We start from the raw sequence: 20,988 nt of genomic DNA, 5'->3' as shown, positions 1-20,988 counted from the left end.
AAGGGGTCGGAGTGCTTGAATTTTGACCAGGAACGGCCTGGTCAAAATTCAAGCACTCCGACCCCTTTAACAAACCGTTCCACCGGAGGTGGCGCGGCTGACCAGTCTATTGCTTAGGCGGCGGCGGTGCCAACACCTCGCGGTTGCCGTTGGCCCCCATCTCACTCACCACCCCCGCCGCCTCCATGGCTTCTATTAGGCGCGCCGCCCGATTGTAACCAATCCGCAGCTTGCGCTGTACCGAGGAGATCGACGCCTTGCGGGACTCGGTTACAAACGCCAGCGCCTCGTCGTAAAGAGCATCGGCTTCACTATTGCCACCCTCCTCCTCGCCCTCGGTGCTGAGACCGGGCACCGGAATGCTGTTGGTACTTTCATCGATCACGCCCTCGAGATAGTTGGGCTCGCCGCGGCGCTTCCAATCCGCCACTATCTTGTGGACTTCATGATCGTCGACAAAAGCACCATGCACCCGCTGCGGCACGCTGGTGCCCGGGGGCAAATACAACATATCACCGTGCCCCAACAACTGTTCGGCACCACCCTGGTCGAGAATGGTGCGTGAATCCACCTTGGAGGATACCTGAAACGCCATGCGCGTCGGCACATTGGCCTTGATCAACCCGGTAATGACATCCACCGACGGCCGTTGCGTCGCCAAAATCAGGTGAATACCCGCCGCCCGGGCTTTCTGCGCAATGCGGGCAATCAACTGCTCCACCTTTTTGCCCACAATCATCATCATGTCGGCAAATTCGTCGATCACCACGACAATGGCCGGCAGCGGCTCCAGATCCGGCGCCGGCGCCTCTTCCTCCCCCGCTTCATAGTGCTCGGAAGCCACCCACAGGGGATCGGCAAGCGGCTCGCCGGCCTTGATGGCTTCTTCGACCTTGCGATTGAAGCCGGCCAGGTTGCGCACCCCGAGCGCCGCCATCAGCTTGTAGCGACGCTCCATTTCCCCCACACTCCAGCGCAGGCCGTTGGCGGCATCCTTCATATCGGTAATGACCGGCGTCAACAGATGCGGTATGCCCTCATAGATAGACAGCTCCAGCATTTTCGGGTCCACCAGTATCAGTCTCACCTCCTTGGGCGTGGACTTGTACAGCAGACTCAGCAACATCACGTTAACACCCACCGACTTGCCTGAACCGGTGGTACCGGCCACCAGCAAGTGCGGCATCTTGGCGAGGTCGGCGATCACCGGTTCGCCGGAGATATCGTGTCCCAGCGCCAGGGTCAGCGGCGATTTGGAATGCTCGTAAGCAGCCGAAGCCAGGACTTCGCTGAGGCGCACCATTTCGCGGTGCTCATTCGGTATTTCGATCCCCACCACCGATTTACCGGGAATCACTTCCACCACCCGCACGCTGATCACCGCCAGGGAACGCGCCAGGTCTTTGGCGAGGTTGGTAATACGGCTGACTTTCACCCCCGGTGCCGGTTGAATCTCAAAGCGCGTCACCACCGGGCCGGGCAATACCGATACCACCTCGGCGACTATGCCGAAGTCCTTGAGCTTGAGCTCGAGCAGCCGCGACATGGCCTCCAGCGACTCCTTTGAATACCCCTGGTCCCGATGCTTATCGGGAGGGTCGAGCAGGCTCAGCGGCGGCAACTCGCCGGTCACCGGGGTGTCGAACAGCGATACCTGCTTTTCTTTCTGCAGCCGTGGACTCGGCTTGGGTTTCTTTGGCGGCGCGCTGATTTTCGGGGGAATCCGCGCGGCGTCCGCCTTTACCTGTTTCTCCACCGACTGGCGGCGCTCTTTCAACGCCCGCTGCGCCCGGCGCCGCTCTTGCCAGGCCTGGCGCCGCTGCTGGACTGCGGCGCGAACCGCACCTATGGCCTGCAGGGTCCGACGCCCGATGGCATCCATCAACCCCAACCACGACAGGTCGGTAAATATGGTGAGGCCAAATAAAAACGTCGACAGCAGCAGCAGAGTGCCGCCGGTGTAGCTGAAAGCCCCCTCCACCGCCTGGGCCACAGAAGCGCCCAGCACCCCGCCGTTGGAGAACGGCAGTGGGCTGCTCTCGCCGCCGTAGTAGAGTGACGCGAGGCCGGTGCCGGCCACCATGACCAGCGCCAGACCGACGATACGCAACCCGAACAGCACCCAATCCCAACCGGTGTGGCGGGCCCGGTCGCGGAACACCAGCCAGGCCCGGTAGGCCAGCATCAGGGGAAACAGAAACGCCAGATAACCAAACAGCGAGAAAAACACATCCGCCACCCAGGCGCCGGTGGGGCCGCCGGCATTGCGCACTCCCTCGCCGCTGCCGGTGCTGGACCAGCCCGGGTCTTCCGGGCTGTAGGTCACCAGGGCGAGCATCAGGTACAGGCAGACGGCGACCAGGCCAATCAGCGCGCCTTCCTTGAGTATCCGCAGGGTAAACCCGGCGGCGGCCACCGGCGGGCGGGTGTCTGAGGTATTACTGGTCTTCAAGCTGCTATCCTTGGGATTATCCCGGTATTAACTGCGCCTATTGTAATGGCTATCAATGATTTTTCTAGGTTATTCAGCCGCTTATCACACACTTTTAGACGGAGTTGGAACTTTGGGTGACATCTTCCCGGGACCGGTCACGGGATTTAGCAGATTATCTGAGCGACAGGAGCAATGCACCCGATAAATTCACACAATGGTCCATATTAACGGATACTATTTTGCGGCTCCGGGGGGATTCACTTATGATAACTCGCTCCGGGCTTCATGCCTCCGACATCTTGAGATTTATCCATGAGTGAGCCACAACACCACCGCCTGATCATTTTGGGGTCAGGCCCGGCGGGCTATACCGCCGCTATTTACGCCGCCCGTGCCAATCTGAATCCGGTGGTCATCACCGGCATGCAACAGGGTGGTCAGTTGACCACCACCACGGACGTGGAAAACTGGCCCGGCGGTATCCCGGAACTCCAGGGTCCCGACCTGATGGTACAAATGCAACAGCACGCCGAGCGCTTCGACACCCAGGTTATTTTCGACCATATCGAGAAAGTGGACCTGAGCCGGCGTCCTTTTACCCTGACCGGCAGCAATATCTATACTTCTGACGCGCTGATCATCGCCACCGGCGCTTCGGCCCAGTATCTCGGCCTGCCCTCGGAGCAGGCTTATATGGGCCGCGGAGTCAGCGCCTGCGCCACCTGCGACGGCTTCTTTTACCGCGATCAGAAAGTCGCTGTCATCGGCGGCGGCAACACTGCCGTGGAGGAGGCCCTGTATCTTTCCAATATCGCCAGTGAAGTGGTGCTGGTGCACCGGCGCGACGCCCTGCGGGCGGAAAAAATTCTGCAGAGCAAACTGTTTGAAAAAGAACGCAACGGCAATGTGCGGATCATGTGGAATCACACACTCGATGAGGTGCTCGGCGAAGATGCCGGCGTCACCGGTATGCGGATCAAAAGCACAGTGGATCAGAGCACCCGGGACCTCGATGTACAGGGAGTCTTTATCGCTATCGGCCATATACCCAATACGGAAATCTTTGCCGACCAACTGGAAATGAAAGACGGCTATATCATTATCAACAGCGGCCTGGAAGCCAATGCCACCGGCACCAGCGTCCCCGGCGTGTTCGCCGCCGGCGATGTGGCGGACCATATCTACCGCCAGGCGGTAACCTCCGCCGGCGCCGGGTGTATGGCAGCTCTGGACGCGGAAAAATTTCTCGACGACTGACGGGCCGCCACACCGGTGTCACAGATACCCTGGCTCGACTGCGACCACTTGGCGTTCCCGCCCCTCGAGCAGGCGCTGACATCCCCTAACGGCCTGCTGGCCGCGGGGGGTGACCTGCGGCCGCAGCGACTGCTGTATGCCTACCGCCGCGGTATCTTTCCCTGGTATGAAGAGGGGCAACCCATCCTCTGGTGGAGCCCCAGCCCGCGGATGGTGATCTTCCCCCACCAGTTGCATATCGCCCGCAGTCTGCGCAAAATCCTGCGTCGCGGCCGCTTCACTGTCACTGCCGATACCGCGTTTGAGCGGGTCATCGAGGCCTGCGCCGGCACCCGCCGGCACGCCGGCAGTGACGAGGGAACCTGGATTACCGCCGCGATGCAGCGCGCTTACTGTGAGTTGCATCGCCTGGGTCACGCGCATTCGGTGGAAGTCTGGCTCGACAGCAAACTGGTGGGTGGTCTCTACGGCATTGCCCTGGGGCAGGTGTTTTTCGGCGAATCCATGTTCAGCCTGGAACGGGATGCCTCTAAAGTGGCGTTCGTGCACCTGGTGCAACAATTGGGGGATTGGGGTTTCCAACTGGTGGACTGCCAGGTGGCCAGCGACCATCTGTCGAGCCTGGGCGCCGGGGAGATTTCAAGGCAACGGTTCGCGCAATTGCTGTTAAACTATGTCGACGTCGAACCAGAGATTAATAGGCCAGATATCGACCGGCCTGACCTTGAACGCGACGCCGCCACCGGGCACCGGAATCGACAGTCCCGCTGGCGAATGACATGGCGATACAAGAATGACTGATTTATCCAATCTTCGGCTGTTTGCGACCCATCCCCACACCTGCAGCTATCTGGTCGAGCAGAACGCCACCACCGTATTTGTGGACCCCACAGCCACGATTAATGTGAAACTGTATAGCCGCCTCTCGGAAGTGGGTTTTCGCCGCAGCGGCAGTCACCTCTACCGCCCGCACTGCGAACACTGCCGCGCCTGCATACCCGCCCGCATTCCGGTGGCCACCTTCACACCCAATCGCCGCCAGCGCCGCTGTCGCCAGCGCAACCGGGACCTGAGCATAGCTACTGTCGACAGCCTGGGACGAGAGGAACACTACGCGCTTTACGAGCGCTACATCTGTGAGCGCCACAGCGACGGCGATATGTTCCCGCCGACCAAAATGCAGTTTGACGCGTTTTTGACCAGCGAGTGGAACACCACCGAATTCGTCGAGTTTCGCCACCGCGACCGACTGCTGGGCGTCGCAGTCAGCGATATTATGGATAACGGTATTTCCGCCGTTTACACCTATTTTGACCCGCATGAGGAGCGCCGCAGTCTGGGTACTTTCGCCATCCTGCACCAGATTGAAAGGGCCCGGGAGCTGGGTCTGCCCGCGGTGTATCTGGGTTACTGGATCAGGCAGTGTCGAAAAATGCAGTACAAATCCGAGTTTCGCCCGCTCGAAATCCTGGTGGACAACCGCTGGGTGACTTTCCAACCCCGCTAGCAGCGACTTTTTTGGCATTTGCGGCCAAAGTCACTTGGCTACACTGCCTAATTCAGGCACAATTCACGCCTGCTCGCATAGCGCCCCTTTTTTCCTGGTTTCAAACACTGAGCCAATACACGGTTAGCTGAGCCGCGCACTGTCAATATTGACGCCGGGTTCTCGATTGACGATAACTTCCCGGCTCGCCGGTTTAGCGCTGGCAGTACTATTGAGGAAAACGCCGCATGGCAAAAGAAGATCATATTGAAATGGAGGGAGAGGTTATTGACACCCTTCCCAACACCACATTCCGGGTAAAATTGGAAAACGGCCATGTGGTGACTGCGCATATCTCCGGGAAAATGCGCAAGAATTACATCCGCATACTGACCGGCGATAAAGTCAAAGTTGAATTGACACCCTATGACTTGAGCAAGGGCCGGATTACATACCGGGCCCGCTAGAACAGCGGCCCCATGTAGCCATTACCTATTATAGCGATTACCTATACTGTAATTGCCACTTCTCCAAGCAGCACTAGCAATTGACCAGACGGCCTGGCTACCGGCAACAGCCCCGGCTACTTTAACGACCTGCCCAGTGCCACAGACAACCTGCCTCAACAAACGATCTGCCCGGGCAGCTAACCTGCATCAACTGTCAGCGTCAAATCATCATCTTGTACGAACACTCGCACAGTGCCGCCATTGGTGGACAGATCGCCGAACAGCACTTCTTCGGCCAAGGGTTTTTTGACCTTGTCCTGAATCAGGCGCGACATGGGCCGCGCGCCCATTTTTTCGTCGTAACCGTGCTCGGCAAGCCACTTGCGGGCGTCTTCGGTCACATCCAGCACCACATTCTTTTCGTCGAGCTGTGCCTGTAATTCCACCAGGAATTTATCGACCACGGTTTTAATCACATCCGGGCTCAAGGCACCGAACTGAATAATGGCATCGAGACGGTTGCGAAACTCCGGTGTGAACATTTTCTTAATCGCTTCCATGCCGTCGGTGGAGTGATCCTGTTTAACGAAGCCGATCGAGCGGCGACTCATCAGCTCGGCGCCGGCATTGGTGGTCATAATGATAATGACGTTGCGAAAATCCGCTTTGCGACCGTTGTTATCGGTAAGGGTACCGTGATCCATCACCTGGAGAAGCAGATTGAATACCTCCGGATGGGCCTTTTCGATTTCGTCAAGCAATACAACGCTGTGGGGCTGCTTGGTGACTGCATCGGTCAACAGACCGCCCTGGTCGAAGCCTACATAGCCCGGCGGTGCGCCGATCAGCCGCGAGACGGTGTGCCGCTCCATATACTCCGACATGTCGAAGCGCAGCAACTCAACTCCCATCGCCTTGGCCAACTGCCGGCACATCTCGGTTTTACCAACGCCGGTGGGGCCGGCAAACAGGAAGGAACCGATCGGCTTCTCGGCGATATTGAGCCCGGCCCGGGACAGTTTGATCGCCGTCGACAGAACGTCGATCGCCTCATCCTGGCCAAACACGGTCATTTTCAGATTGTCGTCGAGTTTGCGCAACTGCTCTTTATCCGACGAGGACACACTCTTCGGTGGAATACGCGCGATCTTGGCGACGATATTTTCCACATCGGTAACGCCGATAACCTTCTTGCGTTTGCTCTCCGTTTGCAGTTGCTGGTAAGCACCGGCTTCATCGATCACATCGATCGCCTTGTCCGGTAAATACCTGTCAGTGATATAACGGTCGGAAAGCTTGGAGGCGGCGCGCAGCGCCGTATCGGTGTAGCGCAGGTTGTGGTGTTCCTCAAAGCGACTTTTCAGGCCTTTGAGAATCAGATAGGTCTCATCGACAGTGGGCTCGTTGACATCGACTTTCTGGAAGCGCCGCGACAGCGCGCGGTCCTTCTCAAAAATGCCGCGATACTCCTGGAATGTGGTGGAGCCGATACACCGCAGCTCTCCGGAAGTCAGCAGCGGCTTAAGCAGATTGGAGGCATCCATCACCCCGCCCGAAGCGGCTCCGGCACCGATAATGGTGTGAATTTCATCGATAAAAAGCACTGCGTCTTCGTGCTTTTTCAGATCCGCCAGCAACCCCTTAAAACGCTTTTCGAAGTCGCCGCGGTACTTGGTACCGGCCAGCAGTGAACCCAGGTCCAGGGAATAGACCACACTCTTCAGCAGTATCTGCGGCACCTCGCCATCGACGATGCGCTTGGCCAAACCCTCGGCAATGGCTGTCTTGCCAACGCCGGATTCGCCCACCAGCAACGGGTTATTCTTGCGCCGGCGCGACAGAATCTGACTCACCCGTTCCACTTCTTCGGCACGCCCCACCAGCGGATCAATGCGGCCCATGGCCGCCACCTCGTTGAGGTTGGTGGCAAACGACTCCAGCGGGCTCTGGCTCGGACTGCCGTCGGTACCGATACCGTCTTCGTCCTGGTGGTCGTGACCCGGCTCGACACTGTGACCGGAAGCGTGATCCGAATGACCGGCCACTTTGGAAATACCATGGGTAATGTAGTTGACCACATCGATACGGGCGATACTCTGCTGCTTGAGGTAATAGACCGCCTGGCTCTCCTGCTCACTGAAAATGGCGACCAGCACATTGGCTCCGGTCACCTCTTTCTTACCCGACGACTGCACGTGAAAAACCGCCCGTTGCAGGACCCGCTGGAAACCCAACGTAGGCTGGGTCTCCCGTTCGGTATCGTTTTCCGGTATCAGCGGCGTCGTGGAATCGACAAATTCGATTAAGTCCTTGCGCAGGCCGTTCAAATCCGCACCGCAAGCTCGCAACACATTGGCCGCGGATTCGTTGTCAATCAGCGCCAACAGCAGGTGTTCCACGGTCATGAATTCATGCCGCTTGGACCTCGCGCCCTTGAAGGCCAGATTCAAGGTAACTTCTAAATCCTTGCTCAGCATTAGCTATAACCTCTAAAGCAAAAAGCGTTTAAAAGCGCGCCTGTATAAAAACTAATCACCATCCCCTCCCGATACCTCAATCTCGCACAACAGAGGATGCTGGTTCTCTCTAGCATATTGATTGACCTGTGCCGCTTTAGTTTCAGCAATATCACGTGTAAATACTCCACACACCGCCTTCCCTTCAGTATGCACCGTCAACATAACCCGTGTCGCCTTCTCGCGGGTCATTCCAAAAAATGCCTCCAGGACTTCGACGACGAAATCCATCGGCGTGTAATCGTCATTAAGCATGACAACTTTGTACATCGGGGGCCGCTTAAGTTCAGGCTTGGACTCCTGAACCGCCAGGTCCCCATCGTCGTATGGCACCGGGTGGTCGCCATCTTTACTTAATTTTAGTTTAAGATAATCCAGATTACCCATAGAAGATCGATACAAATGCTGTGTATTAACTACCGTCTCAAGGCCGTAACCTGACACGATTTTCCCCCAAAAACCAGTTTTTTTACCCGCCCCAATGGCCGTAAGTCACCTCCCAAGCACACTCTGTGCGCTGTTTTTGCCTATATTCTTAGTAGACCGGCAAATTATCGGCAAAAACTTGACATTCCAACGATTGTTAGTTACAAGAGCATAGCCTAAGCTGGAGTCTGGGCCCAGGATATACAATAAAAGCTGATAGTGCGATACGACCAGTGCGAGCAAGACTGTTAGTAAAACTAAGTCGTTTGGAAAGCACTTGCCCTAAAGCGCTAAAAGAAGGATCCAAGCCATGCCTACTGGTACTGTCAAGTGGTTCAATAATGCTAAGGGTTACGGGTTCATCCTACCCGATGAGGGCGGAGAAGACCTGTTTGTACACTACTCCTCTATCCAGATGGATGGCTACAAAACCCTCAAAGCAGGACAAGAAGTCTCTTTCGACGTCATTCAGGGCGACAAAGGCAAGCATGCCACCAATATACAGGTGCCCGGCGGTAATAAACCCCGCGCCAACACCGTCGCCAGCGGCGAGACAAGTCCGGGAGAGACAACAAAGCTGGAAGCGGTACCATGATCTGAGACCAGGACCACGATCCGGGCGCATGAACCAAGCGCTATCCTGATACCTGACAACAACCCGCCTGCCAAATCAAGCACCTGTCAGATACCGCACTTGCCACACCCTGCCAACCCGGCGGGGACTGTAGAAACGGCATCTCAGAAACCACTTCACCGACAAAAGCCCCTGGTTAAACAGGGACTCTTGGCGCTAATGGTTGGGTAATCACATATGCTTGATGATCTGGTCACCAAAGGCCGAGCAGGACAGCAGTTGCGCATCTTCCATCAGGCGCTCGAAGTCGTAGGTCACCGTTTTCGCACCAATGGCACCCTCGGTACCCTTGATGATCAAATCCGCCGCTTCGTTCCAGCCCATGTGCCGCAACATCATCTCCGCCGATAAAATCAGCGAACCGGGATTGACCTTGTCCTGTCCCGCATACTTGGGTGCCGTGCCGTGGGTTGCCTCGAACAGGGCTACCGCATCGGACATATTGGCACCTGGGGCGATACCGATACCACCCACCTGGGCCGCCAGGGCGTCGGAGAGATAGTCGCCGTTCAGGTTCAGGGTGGCGATCACGCTGTACTCCGCCGGGCGCAACAGAATCTGTTGCAGCATGGCATCGGCGATCACATCCTTAATCACTATGTCCTTGCCGGTACGCGGATTTTTCACGGTATGCCAGGGGCCGCCGTCCAGCGGCTCAGCGCCGAATTCGTCGCGGGCAATTTCATAGCCCCAATCACAGAAGGCGCCCTCGGTAAACTTCATGATATTGCCCTTGTGCACCAGGGTTACCGACGGCAGGTCTTGATCCACTGCGTACTGAATGGCCTTGCGCACCAGGCGTTTGGTACCTTCCGCAGACACCGGTTTTACCCCAATGCCCACATGCTCCGGAAAACGAATCTTGGTGACGCCCATCTCCTGTTGCAGGAACGCCACCACTTTCTTCGCCTCGTCGGTGTCCGCCTTCCACTCGATACCGGCGTAGATATCTTCGGAATTCTCGCGGAAAATGACCATGTCGACCAGGTTGGGCTCTTTCACCGGCGAGGGGACGCCGCTAAACCAGCGCACCGGGCGCTGGCACACATACAGGTCCATCTCCTGGCGCAGGGCGACATTCAAAGAACGAAAGCCCCCGCCCACCGGGGTGGTGAGGGGGCCTTTAATACCCACGACATAGTCTTTGATCGCTTCCAGAGTTTCCGCCGGGAACCAGTCGCCGTCGTATTTCTCCGCCGCTTTTTCGCCGCAGTAAACTTCCATCCAGGCGATGGATTTTTCACCACCGTACGCTTTTTCAACCGCCGCATCAGTGACTTTTCTCATCACCGGTGTAATATCCACCCCGATACCATCGCCTTCGATATAGGGGATGATCGGACGGCTGGGAACGTTGATAGAGAAGTCCGCGTTTACAGTGATTTTGTCACCCTCGGCGGGGACTTGGATATGCTGATACCCCATTATTTACTCCGTTGTGTCGTCGCTTGTTCAGTTGCATTGCCAGGCGGAATTTGCCCGGTGGGTATGGTCAATCGAGATAGGGTTAACCATTGGGTGTGATTACTACTATAGCGCCCTGGCAAATCCCGTGAAGTATATCAGCTCCACTTTATTTTTGTAGTTTATTTACAGAACCGATTCACCTGACACCGGTCGACAACGGCGTATTTATGGCCCGATTAATTCTGTTTAACAAACCTTTCGGCGTCCTGAGCCAGTTCAGCGACAGCGGCAAACGCGCCACGCTGGCCGACTATATCACCCTGTCCCAGGTCTACCCCGCCGGTCGCCTGGATCGGGATTCAGAGGGACTCCTGTTGTTGACCGATGAAGGAAAACTACAGCATCGCATCAGCCACCCGGATCACAAGTTGCCGAAGACCTACTGGGTTCAGGTCGAAGGTGTCGCCGGTGCCGAAGCCGTCGAACAATTGCGCCGCGGTGTCACCCTGAAAGACGGCCCTGCCCGCGCGGTGCAGGCCGCGATCATGCCACCACCCTCGGTCTGGGGGCGAACCCCGCCGATCCGACAGCGCCGGCATATTCCCACCAGTTGGCTGCGGCTGACCCTTACCGAAGGTCGCAACCGCCAGGTCAGGCGTATGACCGCGGCGGTGGGACTGCCGACCCTGCGCCTTATTCGCGTGGCCATCGGCGACTGGCAACTGGGCGAGCTGCAGCCGGGCCAATGGCGTCAACTGCCGGTTCACTTATCCGCCCGCAGGGGACCGCAACACACCCACTCCCGCCGCCGCGAGGTAAAGTCGCCACGGCGACGCCCATAACACCGGAACCCTTTCGGTGTGCGCCGTCGCAGGTAAAGTTCCCGCGGCGGCATTCGTGACAGCGGGGCGCTTTCCCATTCTCACCCGCGCGGGGGTAACCTTGCCACGGCGACGCCCCCGATGCGGGACGTCTTTCTATTCCCTCGGCGACGGGGTAAAGTTGCCGCGGCGAGCGGTGAGCTTTCCCACTGTCAGCACAGCGGGTAAAGTCAGTTGACTGCAACGGGCGGTGCGCCGCGATTATCGCCACCAGGGGTTAAACGTACCGCTTGTTTTACGGGCGGGGTTAAAAAAGCACATTAAAAAGCCGTATTTAAGGAGTATTGGGATGGAGTGGTACCCCCATGTCACCGTCGCCTCAGTCATAGAAGATGCGGGGCGCTACTTACTGGTGCACGAACTATCCGATGGTCAACGAGTCTATAACCAACCCGCCGGTCACCTGGAGCCGGACGAAAGCCTGTTCGAGGCCGCTCGGCGGGAAACCCTGGAGGAAACCGCCTGGGAGGTGCGCCTGACACAGTTTTTAGGGGTTTGCCTCTACCGCTCGCCCCACAACGGCATCACTTATGTGCGCAATACCTTCAGCGCCGTGCCGCTGCGCCACCACCCGCACCGCCCTCTCGATGCGGGTATTGAAGCCGCGGTTTGGCTGACCTATGAGGAAATACTGCAACGCCGGGACCAGCTGCGCAGCCCGATTGTGCTGCAGGCCATAGATGCTCACCGGGCCGGGCGCCACTACCCCTTGGACCTGGTCCACGACCACAGGTAGAATGGCGCCGCCGCACTGCTGTTGCAAACACAGGGCGGCAACCGGCATAACCGCGACCAGGCAGATGACAAACAACAACGTGCAATCCCGACCGCAAACCACCGATACTGCAACCGAGCCGTTGCGGGTTATTGTCGGCATGTCCGGCGGTGTGGACTCGTCGGTAGCCGCCCTGTTATTGCAACGGCAAGGTTACCGGGTCGAGGGATTGTTTATGAAAAACTGGGACGAGGATGACGACACCGAATACTGCACAGCCAAAGCCGATCTGGCGGATGCCCAACAAGTGTGCGACACCCTCGGTATTGATCTGCACACCGCCAATTTTGCCGCGGAATACTGGGATAATGTCTTCGAGCATTTTCTTACGGAGTACCGCGCCGGTCGCACCCCAAACCCGGATATCCTGTGCAATCGCGAAATCAAATTTAAAGTCTTTCTGGAGTACGCCCAGATACTCGGCGCCGATCTGATCGCTACCGGCCACTACGTGCGCCGCGGCGACAGCGGCGGCAAAACTCACCTGCTCAAGGGGCTCGATCCCAATAAGGACCAGAGTTACTTTCTCCATGCGGTCGGCGCCACCGAGTTTGGCCAGTCGCTGTTCCCGCTGGGGGAACTGGAGAAACCCGAGGTGCGCCGCATAGCCGAGCAACAGGGTCTGACAACCCATGCAAAAAAAGACAGCACCGGTATCTGCTTTATCGGCGAGCGTCGCTTTGCCGACTTCCTGCAGCGCTATCTGCCGGCTCAACCCGGCGCTATCGAAACACCTGACGGCACGCTCATCGGCCGCCACAACGGCTTGATGTACCACACCATCGGCCAGCGCCAGGGGCTGGGTATTGGCGGCGTGAAGGGGGCATCCGAGGCGCCCTGGTATGTGGCGCGCAAAGATCTCGAGCGCAATGTGCTGGTGGTGGCGCAGGGCAGTAACCACCCGCTGTTGTTTGCCGATAGACTGCACGCCGGCCCGGCCCATTGGATCAACGGGGCGCCGGCCGGCCTCGATACCGATGTGGGTTACCGGTGTTGTGCCAAAACCCGCTATCGGCAGGCGGACCAGGCCTGCACCGTGCGCACAGTCGCCGGTAATACGGCCTTGGTGGTGCATTTCGAGCAGCCCCAGCGGGCCATTACGCCCGGGCAGTCCGTTGTGTTCTATGATGGGGATACCTGCCTGGGCGGCGCCGTGATCGAGCGTGCCGGCGCCCCCCCGCAAGGTGGACACAGTGCCCTTGAACCGCCAGCATAAGTTGAGGTAATACTTGTCACAGCAAGCCCCGGATTCCGACAGCGTGCAGGATAAATGGCATGACATCACCATCGCCCTGGCCGGCGTGTTCCAGGCTGCGGCACTGGTGGAACAACTGGCCAAGACCGGTTACCTGCCCACCGATCCCTATCGCACCTGCATCGAGAGCTTGTTTGCGCTCAACCCCGCTTCCACCGAGGCCGTCTTCGGCGGCCGCGGGAATTTAGAGCTGGGACTCAAGGTGTTGAGCGACCTGCTGCAACAAAACCGCAGCCGGGAACACAGCCACACGCTGCGTTACGTTCTGGGAATTTTGCATTTACAGAAGAAACTCGGCAAACAAAACGATATGCTGAATATCATCAGCAGCCGCCTCAAGCAGGCCGAGCAACAGGCCGAGCACTTCTCCAGCACCCACGACAATGTCATCGCCAACCTGGCGGATGTCTACACCGATACCATCAGCACCTTCCGCTTTCGCATACAGGTCATGGGAGATTACAACTACCTGCAGCAATCGCGTATCGCCAATCAGGTCAGGGCGCTGCTGTTTGCCGGGGTCAGGGCCGCCACGCTCTGGCGCCAGGTGGGTGGCAATCGCATCCAACTCGTCCTGCAGCGCCGGCGCCTGTTCCAGACCGCCGATGCCCTGTTGAAAAACCCGCAAATTTAACTGTGCAGGGAGCACTGGCGGCACAGGCCGGCAGGCCCGGCAACAGACCGGACGCGAGAGCAACGGCCCTGAAACCTGTTCCAATTTCGGGTACAATCTTCGGCCTTCGATTACCTGCCCGCCAGGTTGTGTTTTGATCAGCTCTCGACACGGTTACTACCTTATGGATCTCTCCCCCCTCACAGCAGTTTCCCCTATCGACGGCCGCTATGGCAGCAAGACCGTGCCACTGCGCCACATTTTCAGCGAATTCGGCCTGCTGCGTTGCCGGGTTGAAGTTGAAATACGCTGGCTGCAGCAACTGTCGCGTCACCCGCAGATTACCGAGGTCCCGGCCTTCAGCGACGCTACCGAGGCACTGCTGGACAGCATCGTGGCCGACTTCAACGAAGACCATGCGGCGCGGATCAAAGCCATAGAAAGCACGACCAATCACGACGTCAAGGCTGTGGAGTACTTTATCAAGGAGCAGTTCGACGGCAATACCGAACTGGCCGCGGTCCTTGAGTTCGTGCACTTCGCCTGTACCTCCGAGGACATCAACAATCTCGCCCACGGCCTGATGCTGAAGGCCGGGCGCGAACACCTGGCACAACAGATGCAGTCGATCGTCGACGCCATCTGTGCGTTGGCGCAAACCTATGCCGGCGACCCCATGCTGTCGCGCACCCACGGGCAGACCGCCTCCCCCACTACGGTCGGCAAAGAGATGGCCAATGTGGCCGCGCGCCTGCAGCGCCAGTTGCAGCAGGTAAAAAACGTGGAGCTGCTCGGCAAAATCAACGGCGCTGTCGGCAACTACAACGCCCATCTGTCGGCCTACCCGCAGATCGACTGGGCGGCTAATGCCCGCGTCTTCGTGGAGAGCCTGGGGCTCGGTTGGAACCCGTTTACCACCCAGATCGAACCCCACGACTATATCGCCGAGCTGTTCGACGCCCTGGCGCGCTTCAATACCGTGCTGATCGACTTTGATCGCGACCTCTGGGGTTATATTTCACTCGGTTACTTCAAACAAAAAACGATCGCCGGGGAAGTGGGCTCGTCGACGATGCCGCACAAGGTCAACCCCATCGATTTCGAGAACTCGGAGGGCAATCTGGGCCTGGCCAACGCCGTGTTTCAGCACCTGGCGGCCAAGCTGCCGATATCGCGCTGGCAACGGGACCTGACCGACTCCACGGTGTTGCGCAATATGGGGGTCGGCTTCGGCTACAGCGCCATCGCCTACGCCTCCACGCTGAAAGGTATCGGCAAACTGGAAATCAACCGCCAGCGTCTGGCCGAGGACCTCGACAACAGCTGGGAAGTATTGGCCGAACCGATCCAAACCATTATGCGCCGCTACAATATCGAGGCGCCCTACGAAAAGCTGAAGGCCCTGACCCGTGGTCAGACCATCACCGCGCAGGTGATCGCCGACTTTGTGGAAACCCTGGACGTTCCCCTTGAGGCCAAGCAGGCGATGCGCGCCCTGACCCCCGCCAACTATACCGGCAACGCCGAGCAACAGGCGCAGTCGATCAGCGGCGACTAGCGACATACAAACATTGCCGTATTAATCGATGAAAGCCATTAAAAATTTCGACCAAAATACGTTTCTGGCTGAATTTTGGCAACAGCAGCCTCTGGTAGTAAGAAAGGGGATTGAAAATACCGAGCAGCTACTGACGCCGGAAGAGTTAGCCGGACTGGCCTGTGAAAGTCACGTCGAGTCCAGGTTAGTTACGCATTTCGACAATAAGTGGGAATTAACACACGGCCCGTTATCTGAACAGACATTCTTAAATTTGCCAAACAGCGATTGGACGGTACTCGTACAATCGGTTGATCTTTTTATTCAGGAAGTGGCGGCACTGCTCGATTACTTTAGGTTTTTACCGAACTGGCGTATAGACGACGTCATGGTAAGTTTCGCCAGCAAGGGCGGCACTGTCTCCGCTCATTACGACTTCTATGACGTTTTTTTGATTCAGGGAAAAGGTAGCCGAAAATGGCAGACCGGTGAGTTTTGTTCACCCGATACGGCCTTAAAACCTGATCTGCCGATGAATATTTTAGCGGATTTTCACCCGACCAAGGAATGGGTGTTGCACCCGGGCGATATGTTATATATCCCGCCTAAGCTGGCACACTACGGCATCGCCCTGGAAGACTGTATGACTTACTCAGTGGGCTTCAGAGCGCCGTCTAAAGCCGAAATTGTCGACTTTTTTGCAACATCAGTAATGTCGCAAGTGGGTGGCGATACTCGATATGAAGATACGCAAAGCACCCTGCGGGCGGACCACCATGAAGTCAATCAGGAGACATTAGAGAGCGTTCGCCAGGCTATAATCGACCTTGCCAACAATAACAACATCCTGCTTTCGGTGATGGCTGAAATTGCCACTAAAAGCAAGTATTCGGAGCGTGATTGTGATGACGTGCGAGACTGGAAAACCCGGCTTAAATCAGGCTGTGTGATTGTGCGCTCTCCGCTGAGTCGATTTAGTTATTACTCCGGCCCTTCGCCCGCGCTTTTCGCCGATGGATCGAGCTACACTGTGACTCTTGAATTAGCCGAGTTTATCTGTAAGTTTGATTGTATAGATTCAACAAATATGGATTCAGTTTTGGCAATGGAGGGTGCTGAAAACCTGATTTCTGAACTAATGGATGTCAAGTGTTTACTAGTTGATGCCCCAAACACCGCACTGCATACCGCTACGCCTGAGCAACTAATCTGACACCGCTGTGGCGGCGCCTTCACCTCTATTCATTATCTACCCCCCCCCCTTTCACTGCTCACATCCTTGTGATTCGCTCAGGCGATGTCTGCTATGACATTGTGGGGAAGAGGGTGTTTACCAACCGCCTCCCCAGCCCCCATCATCCACTTCCACCGGTATTACGGTGCTGAGACCACTTTTATAGGTAACTCTTACCAGGTAGGTTCCGGAAGTGGGATAAATATGGCTCGCCTGTTTTGAACTACCCACATCATTGAGCTGGCTCGTGGTGCCCCTGCCACCAGATTGAAGCGGCTGTATCAAAACACAACGAACATTTCATTCTCCGCCGCCACCGCTTACACTAACTGGCAGACCTTACGTTTTGGATTTCGCCACAGGCTGTAATCGTGACCAAGCAATTATGGACAGTTGATATTGTTGACTGGGAAACAAACCACCTGGTACTGACTGACTTACGCACTCAGGTTTTTATCGTCGAACAGGATGTGCCCGAAGAAGAAGAACTGGACGGGCTCGACCCCGGTGCCTTCCACTTTATCGCCCGCGACGCCGAGGGCAAAGCCGGCGGCACCGCCCGGCTGTTGCCGAGCGGCCAGGTAGGGCGTATGGCCGTGCTGAGCCCCTACCGCCAATGCGGTATCGGCTCCGCCTTGCTGCGCTATATTATCGACTGGCATCGAGACCGGGCGCTGCCGCCGCTGTTCCTGCACGCGCAAACCCATGCGATCCCGTTTTACCAAAAACTCGGTTTCCAGGCCCGGGGGCCGGAGTTTCTCGACGCCGGTATCCCCCACCGGGAAATGGTGATGGATCATGACTGAGCGCGTCTCATCCGACCCCAACCTGCACCTGCTCGGCGACCTCGACGCGTTTCGCACCCACGCCCTCGAGATGACCGCCCATGCCCAGCGCAGTATCGATATTCTCAGCGCGGAACTCGACTTTCCCCTCTACAACCAAGAGGGGTTTCAGCAAGCGCTGTCGGCGCTGGCCCGGCGCAGCCGCAACAGCCGCATTCGCATTCTGGTCAAGTCGACCCAGCCCATGGTGGAAAAGGGGCACCTGGTGGCACAACTGGCCCAGCGCCTGCCCAGCAAACTGCAGATTCGCAGGCTGAACCAGCCGCCCCAGGACGACGCCATGGCTTATCTGATAGCGGATCGGGAATTACTGCTATATAAGAATGACGAAGAACAATACCAGGGATTTGCCAATTACGCGGCACGTCCGGAGGCCCGGCGCCTGCTTGAGGAGTTCACTTACCTCTGGGAACAGCAGGCTCGCCCGGACCCGCAACTGCGACTGCTAACGCTTTAGGTGCGCGGACGATAACAGACGACCGCCAGGCGGCGGAGATCGCTATGACTATGAATATGAGAGCTTTTACCTTCCTATTAACAATGCTGCTCGTCACACTGCTGGCGACAGCCAGTGTTGCGGAGACTCAGCAGGTAGATGTTATCGAGGTACAAAACCGGCCGGCCGAGACACTGATAGAGGTTATCCGTCCGCTGCTGCCCGCCGGCGCTGCCATCAGCGCCAGCGGCAACCAGTTAGTGGTGCGCTCGACCCCGGAAGAAATCGCCAAGCTGAACCTGCTGATCGAAGAGCTGGACCGACCACTGGCACAGTTTCTGCTCAGCGTGCGGTTTGCGCCGGACACCGGCACGCGTCTGGACGAACAGGCCGCGGTGCGGCGTTACAGTACCCGGCGCGGTGCCGGTTACTACCAGGTCCGGGCCCTGGAGGGCTACCCGTCGCATATCGAAACCACCACCGAGCTGACCGATAGGGTCGACCTCCAGGCTATCTATCCCGGCTACCTCCTGTTGGATCGGGAAAAACGCCAGTTGGTGGGCAACTTCTACGCCACCCCCAGAGCTCTGGGGCAAGACCGGATAACCCTCGCCATCAGTACCCGCACGGCCCGCGATGCAGGTCATCGTCAACTCTCACAATCCTACACGGGGGCGATTACCGGCAAACTGGGCGAATGGCTGGCGGTGGGAAGCACCGGCCAACGCCACAATGAAAGCAGTGCGCGACGGCGCTCCACCGCAGCAACCGATCGCGTGATTATTTACCTGAAGGCGGAGCGGCTTGAGTAAGGTATGACGGCTGTTTACCCGCAACCTGTCGGATATTGCTTTTTCAGGTGGGCTACGGACTGCCGCACCAGTTTTTTCAACACACCCAGGTCTATATCCTCCAGCCTTTTTACATACAGACAGGATTTGCCGGTCTTGTAGTTACCCAGCCTCGCCATCAGTTCGTCAAACTGGCTGAAGCCACTGATGATATACAGTGTCAGGGCCTGCTTTCTCGGCGAGAAGCCGGTGAGGAACCACTCCCCTTCCCTGCCGGAGGCATATTTGTAGTGGTAACTGCCAAAACCGACCATACTGGCGCCCCACATACGGGGCTCCAGCTTTGTCACCTGCGACATCAGCTCGAGTACGGTAAAGCACTCATCGCGACGCCGGTCATCGTCGAGGGCATTCAGAAACTGGTGTACGTCACCCTGATTCTGTGTGTTTTTGTTTGCAGCCATAACCCCATTCCCCTAAATCCCCCGGCGGCGGGTCAGTACCGCTCGCCGGCAGTCGCATGCGCAGCGGAAATATCGTCGAGTTCGGACACCTCCGCGGCGCTCAGCGCCAAGTCCCCGGCCCGCCAATTTTCCTCCAGATATTTGATGCGCTTGGTACCGGGTATGGTAGTGATATCGTCGCCTTTGGCAAGCACCCAGGCCAGCGACAGCTGTGCCGGCGTGACACCCTTGCGCGCCGCAAAAGCGACAATCTGGTCGGCCAGCTTGCGGTTGTGGTCGATCGCCTCAGCTTCAAAACGGGGGTTATTCAAGCGCCAGTCGCCCTCCTCCATATCGGCACGGGAGCTGATGGTACCGGTCAGAAAACCGCGCCCGAGCGGACTGTAGGCGACAAAGCCAATACCCAGTTCGCGGGCGGTCGGCAATATCTGCCCCTCTACATCCCGCGACCAGAGAGAATACTCGGTCTGCAACGCCGCGATAGTGTGCTCGCCGGCAGCCTTACGCAGATTCTCCGCATCGGTCTCCGACAGGCCGATATGCTTTATCTTGCCCGCCTGCACCAATTGCGCCATCGCACCGACGGTCTCTTCAATCGGCACGTCCGGATCGCGCCGGTGTTGATAATAGAGATCGATACAGTCTATGTTCAGGCGCCGCAGCGAGGCCTCACAGGCCGCCTTGACATACTCCGGCCGCCCGTTGACACCACTGAACTCGCCGGTTTCCGTGCGCTCTATACCGAACTTCGTCGCCACCACAATATCGTCGCGCCGCCCCGCCAGGGCTTTCGACAGCAGCGCTTCGTTGGTGTGAGGCCCATAGATATCGGCCGTGTCCCAAAACCGGCAGCCCATCTCATAAGCGGCGTCCAGGGTTTTGAGGGCACTGCTCTCGTCGCCCGGCGCGTAGAACTCCGACATCCCCATACAGCCCAAACCGACGGCCGGCACCTGTGGCCCCCCGGGGCCCAATGTTACTGATCGCATTGCAGTCACCTCGCTTGTGTTTCACCTGTGGATTAACAACTCACTGCCAGGCAGGCTAAGGGTTTGAGTTAACTCTAAGTCAAGCTTTTTTCACCACCTGCAGGCGGTGCTTTTGGTAGTAATCGATTTTGTAATCGATGGCGGCCAACCAGTTCTGCCACTGTCCAAGCTGCTCGCGCACATAGACGCGGTGGTTTTCGAGGATGGTCTGGCGCTCCGCCAAGGTAGCGTCGCCCTGCTTCACCAGGGCGACGTAGTGTTGAATCTGCGCGATCGGCATACCGGTGGCTTTTAGCTTCTTGATAAATGCCAGCCATTCCAGATCCCGCTCGGCGAACACCCGATGTCCATTGCTCCCGCGCCGCACGTCCGGCAGTAACCCGATACGCTCGTAGTAGCGCAGAGTATGGGTGCTCAAGCCGCTGCGCTTTGCCAATTCTGAGATGGTCATGGTCTGGTGTCCTTTGTTCTGTAAAGCGTCTGGTAGATTACCTTATGAAGGGTCTTTCCGTCTGCGCAAAAAAAAACCGGCATAACCGCCGGTTTTTTCAAACTCAGG

21 protein-coding genes are annotated in these 20,988 nt (G+C 57.6%); 14 read left to right on the top strand and 7 right to left on the bottom strand.

The annotated features are described in order from the left end of the window. Nucleotides 1-106: 106 nt before the first annotated feature. Nucleotides 107-2,452, bottom strand: a complete 2,346-nt coding sequence (locus tag FKG94_RS17805) for a DNA translocase FtsK (RefSeq protein WP_142905677.1) — start codon at nucleotides 2,450-2,452, stop codon at nucleotides 107-109. A gap of 294 nt (nucleotides 2,453-2,746) precedes the next feature. On the opposite strand from FKG94_RS17805, the gene trxB reads away from it, so the two are divergent. The 4 genes from trxB (at nucleotide 2,747) to infA (ending at nucleotide 5,644) form a co-directional block, all read left to right on the top strand. Then, nucleotides 2,747-3,691, top strand: a complete 945-nt coding sequence (gene trxB / locus FKG94_RS17800) for a thioredoxin-disulfide reductase (RefSeq protein WP_142905676.1) — start codon at nucleotides 2,747-2,749, stop codon at nucleotides 3,689-3,691. Nucleotides 3,692-3,706: 15 nt separating this feature from the next. Further along, nucleotides 3,707-4,492, top strand: a complete 786-nt coding sequence (gene aat, locus FKG94_RS17795; RefSeq protein WP_142905675.1) for a leucyl/phenylalanyl-tRNA--protein transferase — start codon at nucleotides 3,707-3,709, stop codon at nucleotides 4,490-4,492. Beyond that, on the top strand, nucleotides 4,485-5,198 hold the full coding sequence (locus FKG94_RS17790) for an arginyltransferase (RefSeq protein WP_142905674.1): 714 nt from the start codon (nucleotides 4,485-4,487) through the stop codon (nucleotides 5,196-5,198). Before aat ends, FKG94_RS17790 begins: the two co-directional genes overlap by 8 nt. Nucleotides 5,199-5,425: 227 nt before the next feature. Next, nucleotides 5,426-5,644, top strand: coding sequence for a translation initiation factor IF-1 (gene infA, locus FKG94_RS17785; RefSeq protein WP_142905673.1), 219 nt, complete (start codon nucleotides 5,426-5,428; stop codon nucleotides 5,642-5,644). A gap of 179 nt (nucleotides 5,645-5,823) precedes the next feature. Here the strand turns inward: infA and clpA are convergent, their stop codons facing one another. Both clpA and clpS read right to left on the bottom strand, forming a co-directional pair. Next, complete coding sequence (gene clpA / locus FKG94_RS17780) at nucleotides 5,824-8,103, bottom strand: ATP-dependent Clp protease ATP-binding subunit ClpA (protein WP_142905672.1); 2,280 nt, start codon at nucleotides 8,101-8,103, stop codon at nucleotides 5,824-5,826. Between the two features lie 51 nt (nucleotides 8,104-8,154). Then, the gene (gene clpS / locus FKG94_RS17775; RefSeq protein WP_142905697.1) at nucleotides 8,155-8,529 is read right to left on the bottom strand and encodes an ATP-dependent Clp protease adapter ClpS; all 375 of its coding nucleotides are present in this window, start codon (nucleotides 8,527-8,529) and stop codon (nucleotides 8,155-8,157) included. A gap of 349 nt (nucleotides 8,530-8,878) precedes the next feature. Here clpS and cspD point away from each other — a divergent pair, with 349 nt between their 5' ends. Next, entirely contained in the window at nucleotides 8,879-9,163 is a 285-nt protein-coding gene (gene cspD, locus FKG94_RS17770; RefSeq protein WP_142905671.1) for a cold shock domain-containing protein CspD, read from the top strand. 210 nt (nucleotides 9,164-9,373) lie between these two features. Here the strand turns inward: cspD and icd are convergent, their stop codons facing one another. Further along, nucleotides 9,374-10,627: an NADP-dependent isocitrate dehydrogenase gene (icd, locus tag FKG94_RS17765; RefSeq protein WP_142905670.1), complete on the bottom strand. Its 1,254-nt coding sequence runs from the start codon at nucleotides 10,625-10,627 to the stop codon at nucleotides 9,374-9,376. Between the two features lie 209 nt (nucleotides 10,628-10,836). Between icd and FKG94_RS17760 the strand changes: the two genes are divergently transcribed. The 9 genes from FKG94_RS17760 (at nucleotide 10,837) to FKG94_RS17720 (ending at nucleotide 18,997) form a co-directional block, all read left to right on the top strand. Beyond that, the gene (locus FKG94_RS17760; protein ID WP_142905669.1) at nucleotides 10,837-11,451 is read left to right on the top strand and encodes a pseudouridine synthase; all 615 of its coding nucleotides are present in this window, start codon (nucleotides 10,837-10,839) and stop codon (nucleotides 11,449-11,451) included. Nucleotides 11,452-11,779: 328 nt separating this feature from the next. After that, complete coding sequence (locus tag FKG94_RS17755) at nucleotides 11,780-12,226, top strand: NUDIX hydrolase (protein WP_142905668.1); 447 nt, start codon at nucleotides 11,780-11,782, stop codon at nucleotides 12,224-12,226. A 64-nt stretch (nucleotides 12,227-12,290) separates the two neighbouring features. Then, nucleotides 12,291-13,481, top strand: a complete 1,191-nt coding sequence (mnmA, locus tag FKG94_RS17750; protein ID WP_142905667.1) for a tRNA 2-thiouridine(34) synthase MnmA — start codon at nucleotides 12,291-12,293, stop codon at nucleotides 13,479-13,481. A gap of 43 nt (nucleotides 13,482-13,524) precedes the next feature. Then, nucleotides 13,525-14,154: a high frequency lysogenization protein HflD gene (hflD, locus tag FKG94_RS17745; protein WP_142905696.1), complete on the top strand. Its 630-nt coding sequence runs from the start codon at nucleotides 13,525-13,527 to the stop codon at nucleotides 14,152-14,154. A gap of 163 nt (nucleotides 14,155-14,317) precedes the next feature. Then, nucleotides 14,318-15,691: an adenylosuccinate lyase gene (gene purB, locus FKG94_RS17740; RefSeq protein ID WP_142905666.1), complete on the top strand. Its 1,374-nt coding sequence runs from the start codon at nucleotides 14,318-14,320 to the stop codon at nucleotides 15,689-15,691. 28 nt (nucleotides 15,692-15,719) lie between these two features. Beyond that, nucleotides 15,720-16,883: a cupin domain-containing protein gene (locus tag FKG94_RS17735; RefSeq protein WP_142905665.1), complete on the top strand. Its 1,164-nt coding sequence runs from the start codon at nucleotides 15,720-15,722 to the stop codon at nucleotides 16,881-16,883. 392 nt (nucleotides 16,884-17,275) lie between these two features. Next, a complete protein-coding gene (locus FKG94_RS17730; RefSeq protein WP_218943567.1) occupies nucleotides 17,276-17,710 on the top strand; it encodes a GNAT family N-acetyltransferase in 435 nt (144 codons plus the stop codon). Further along, nucleotides 17,703-18,206, top strand: a complete 504-nt coding sequence (locus tag FKG94_RS17725) for a DUF7931 domain-containing protein (RefSeq protein ID WP_142905664.1) — start codon at nucleotides 17,703-17,705, stop codon at nucleotides 18,204-18,206. Before FKG94_RS17730 ends, FKG94_RS17725 begins: the two co-directional genes overlap by 8 nt. A 44-nt stretch (nucleotides 18,207-18,250) precedes the next feature. Continuing rightward, entirely contained in the window at nucleotides 18,251-18,997 is a 747-nt protein-coding gene (locus FKG94_RS17720; RefSeq protein ID WP_142905663.1) for a secretin N-terminal domain-containing protein, read from the top strand. Between the two features lie 14 nt (nucleotides 18,998-19,011). Here the strand turns inward: FKG94_RS17720 and FKG94_RS17715 are convergent, their stop codons facing one another. The 3 genes from FKG94_RS17715 to FKG94_RS17705 form a co-directional block, all read right to left on the bottom strand. After that, the gene (locus tag FKG94_RS17715; protein WP_142905662.1) at nucleotides 19,012-19,440 is read right to left on the bottom strand and encodes a DUF1801 domain-containing protein; all 429 of its coding nucleotides are present in this window, start codon (nucleotides 19,438-19,440) and stop codon (nucleotides 19,012-19,014) included. Between the two features lie 32 nt (nucleotides 19,441-19,472). Beyond that, entirely contained in the window at nucleotides 19,473-20,429 is a 957-nt protein-coding gene (locus FKG94_RS17710; protein ID WP_142905661.1) for an aldo/keto reductase, read from the bottom strand. Between the two features lie 79 nt (nucleotides 20,430-20,508). After that, nucleotides 20,509-20,880, bottom strand: a complete 372-nt coding sequence (locus tag FKG94_RS17705; RefSeq protein ID WP_142905660.1) for a MerR family transcriptional regulator — start codon at nucleotides 20,878-20,880, stop codon at nucleotides 20,509-20,511. Between the last annotated feature and the right edge of the window lie 108 nt (nucleotides 20,881-20,988).

The organism is Exilibacterium tricleocarpae, assembly GCF_007004655.1.
In the GTDB taxonomy this organism is placed as follows: domain Bacteria; phylum Pseudomonadota; class Gammaproteobacteria; order Pseudomonadales; family Cellvibrionaceae; genus Exilibacterium; species Exilibacterium tricleocarpae.
This window is presented reverse-complemented; position numbering and strand designations above follow the sequence as displayed.

Coding starts and splice junctions, on each gene's coding strand:
- trxB (WP_142905676.1), top strand. CDS start 2,747: ATGAGTGAGCCACAACACCACCGCCTGATCATTTTGGGGTCAGGCCCG.
- FKG94_RS17790 (WP_142905674.1), top strand. CDS start 4,485: ATGACTGATTTATCCAATCTTCGGCTGTTTGCGACCCATCCCCACACC.
- infA (WP_142905673.1), top strand. CDS start 5,426: ATGGCAAAAGAAGATCATATTGAAATGGAGGGAGAGGTTATTGACACC.
- clpA (WP_142905672.1), bottom strand. CDS start 8,103: ATGCTGAGCAAGGATTTAGAAGTTACCTTGAATCTGGCCTTCAAGGGC.
- clpS (WP_142905697.1), bottom strand. CDS start 8,529: ATGGGTAATCTGGATTATCTTAAACTAAAATTAAGTAAAGATGGCGAC.
- cspD (WP_142905671.1), top strand. CDS start 8,879: ATGCCTACTGGTACTGTCAAGTGGTTCAATAATGCTAAGGGTTACGGG.
- icd (WP_142905670.1), bottom strand. CDS start 10,627: ATGGGGTATCAGCATATCCAAGTCCCCGCCGAGGGTGACAAAATCACT.
- FKG94_RS17760 (WP_142905669.1), top strand. CDS start 10,837: ATGGCCCGATTAATTCTGTTTAACAAACCTTTCGGCGTCCTGAGCCAG.
- FKG94_RS17755 (WP_142905668.1), top strand. CDS start 11,780: ATGGAGTGGTACCCCCATGTCACCGTCGCCTCAGTCATAGAAGATGCG.
- mnmA (WP_142905667.1), top strand. CDS start 12,291: ATGACAAACAACAACGTGCAATCCCGACCGCAAACCACCGATACTGCA.
- purB (WP_142905666.1), top strand. CDS start 14,318: ATGGATCTCTCCCCCCTCACAGCAGTTTCCCCTATCGACGGCCGCTAT.
- FKG94_RS17735 (WP_142905665.1), top strand. CDS start 15,720: ATGAAAGCCATTAAAAATTTCGACCAAAATACGTTTCTGGCTGAATTT.
- FKG94_RS17725 (WP_142905664.1), top strand. CDS start 17,703: ATGACTGAGCGCGTCTCATCCGACCCCAACCTGCACCTGCTCGGCGAC.
- FKG94_RS17720 (WP_142905663.1), top strand. CDS start 18,251: ATGACTATGAATATGAGAGCTTTTACCTTCCTATTAACAATGCTGCTC.
- FKG94_RS17715 (WP_142905662.1), bottom strand. CDS start 19,440: ATGGCTGCAAACAAAAACACACAGAATCAGGGTGACGTACACCAGTTT.
- FKG94_RS17710 (WP_142905661.1), bottom strand. CDS start 20,429: ATGCGATCAGTAACATTGGGCCCCGGGGGGCCACAGGTGCCGGCCGTC.
- FKG94_RS17705 (WP_142905660.1), bottom strand. CDS start 20,880: ATGACCATCTCAGAATTGGCAAAGCGCAGCGGCTTGAGCACCCATACT.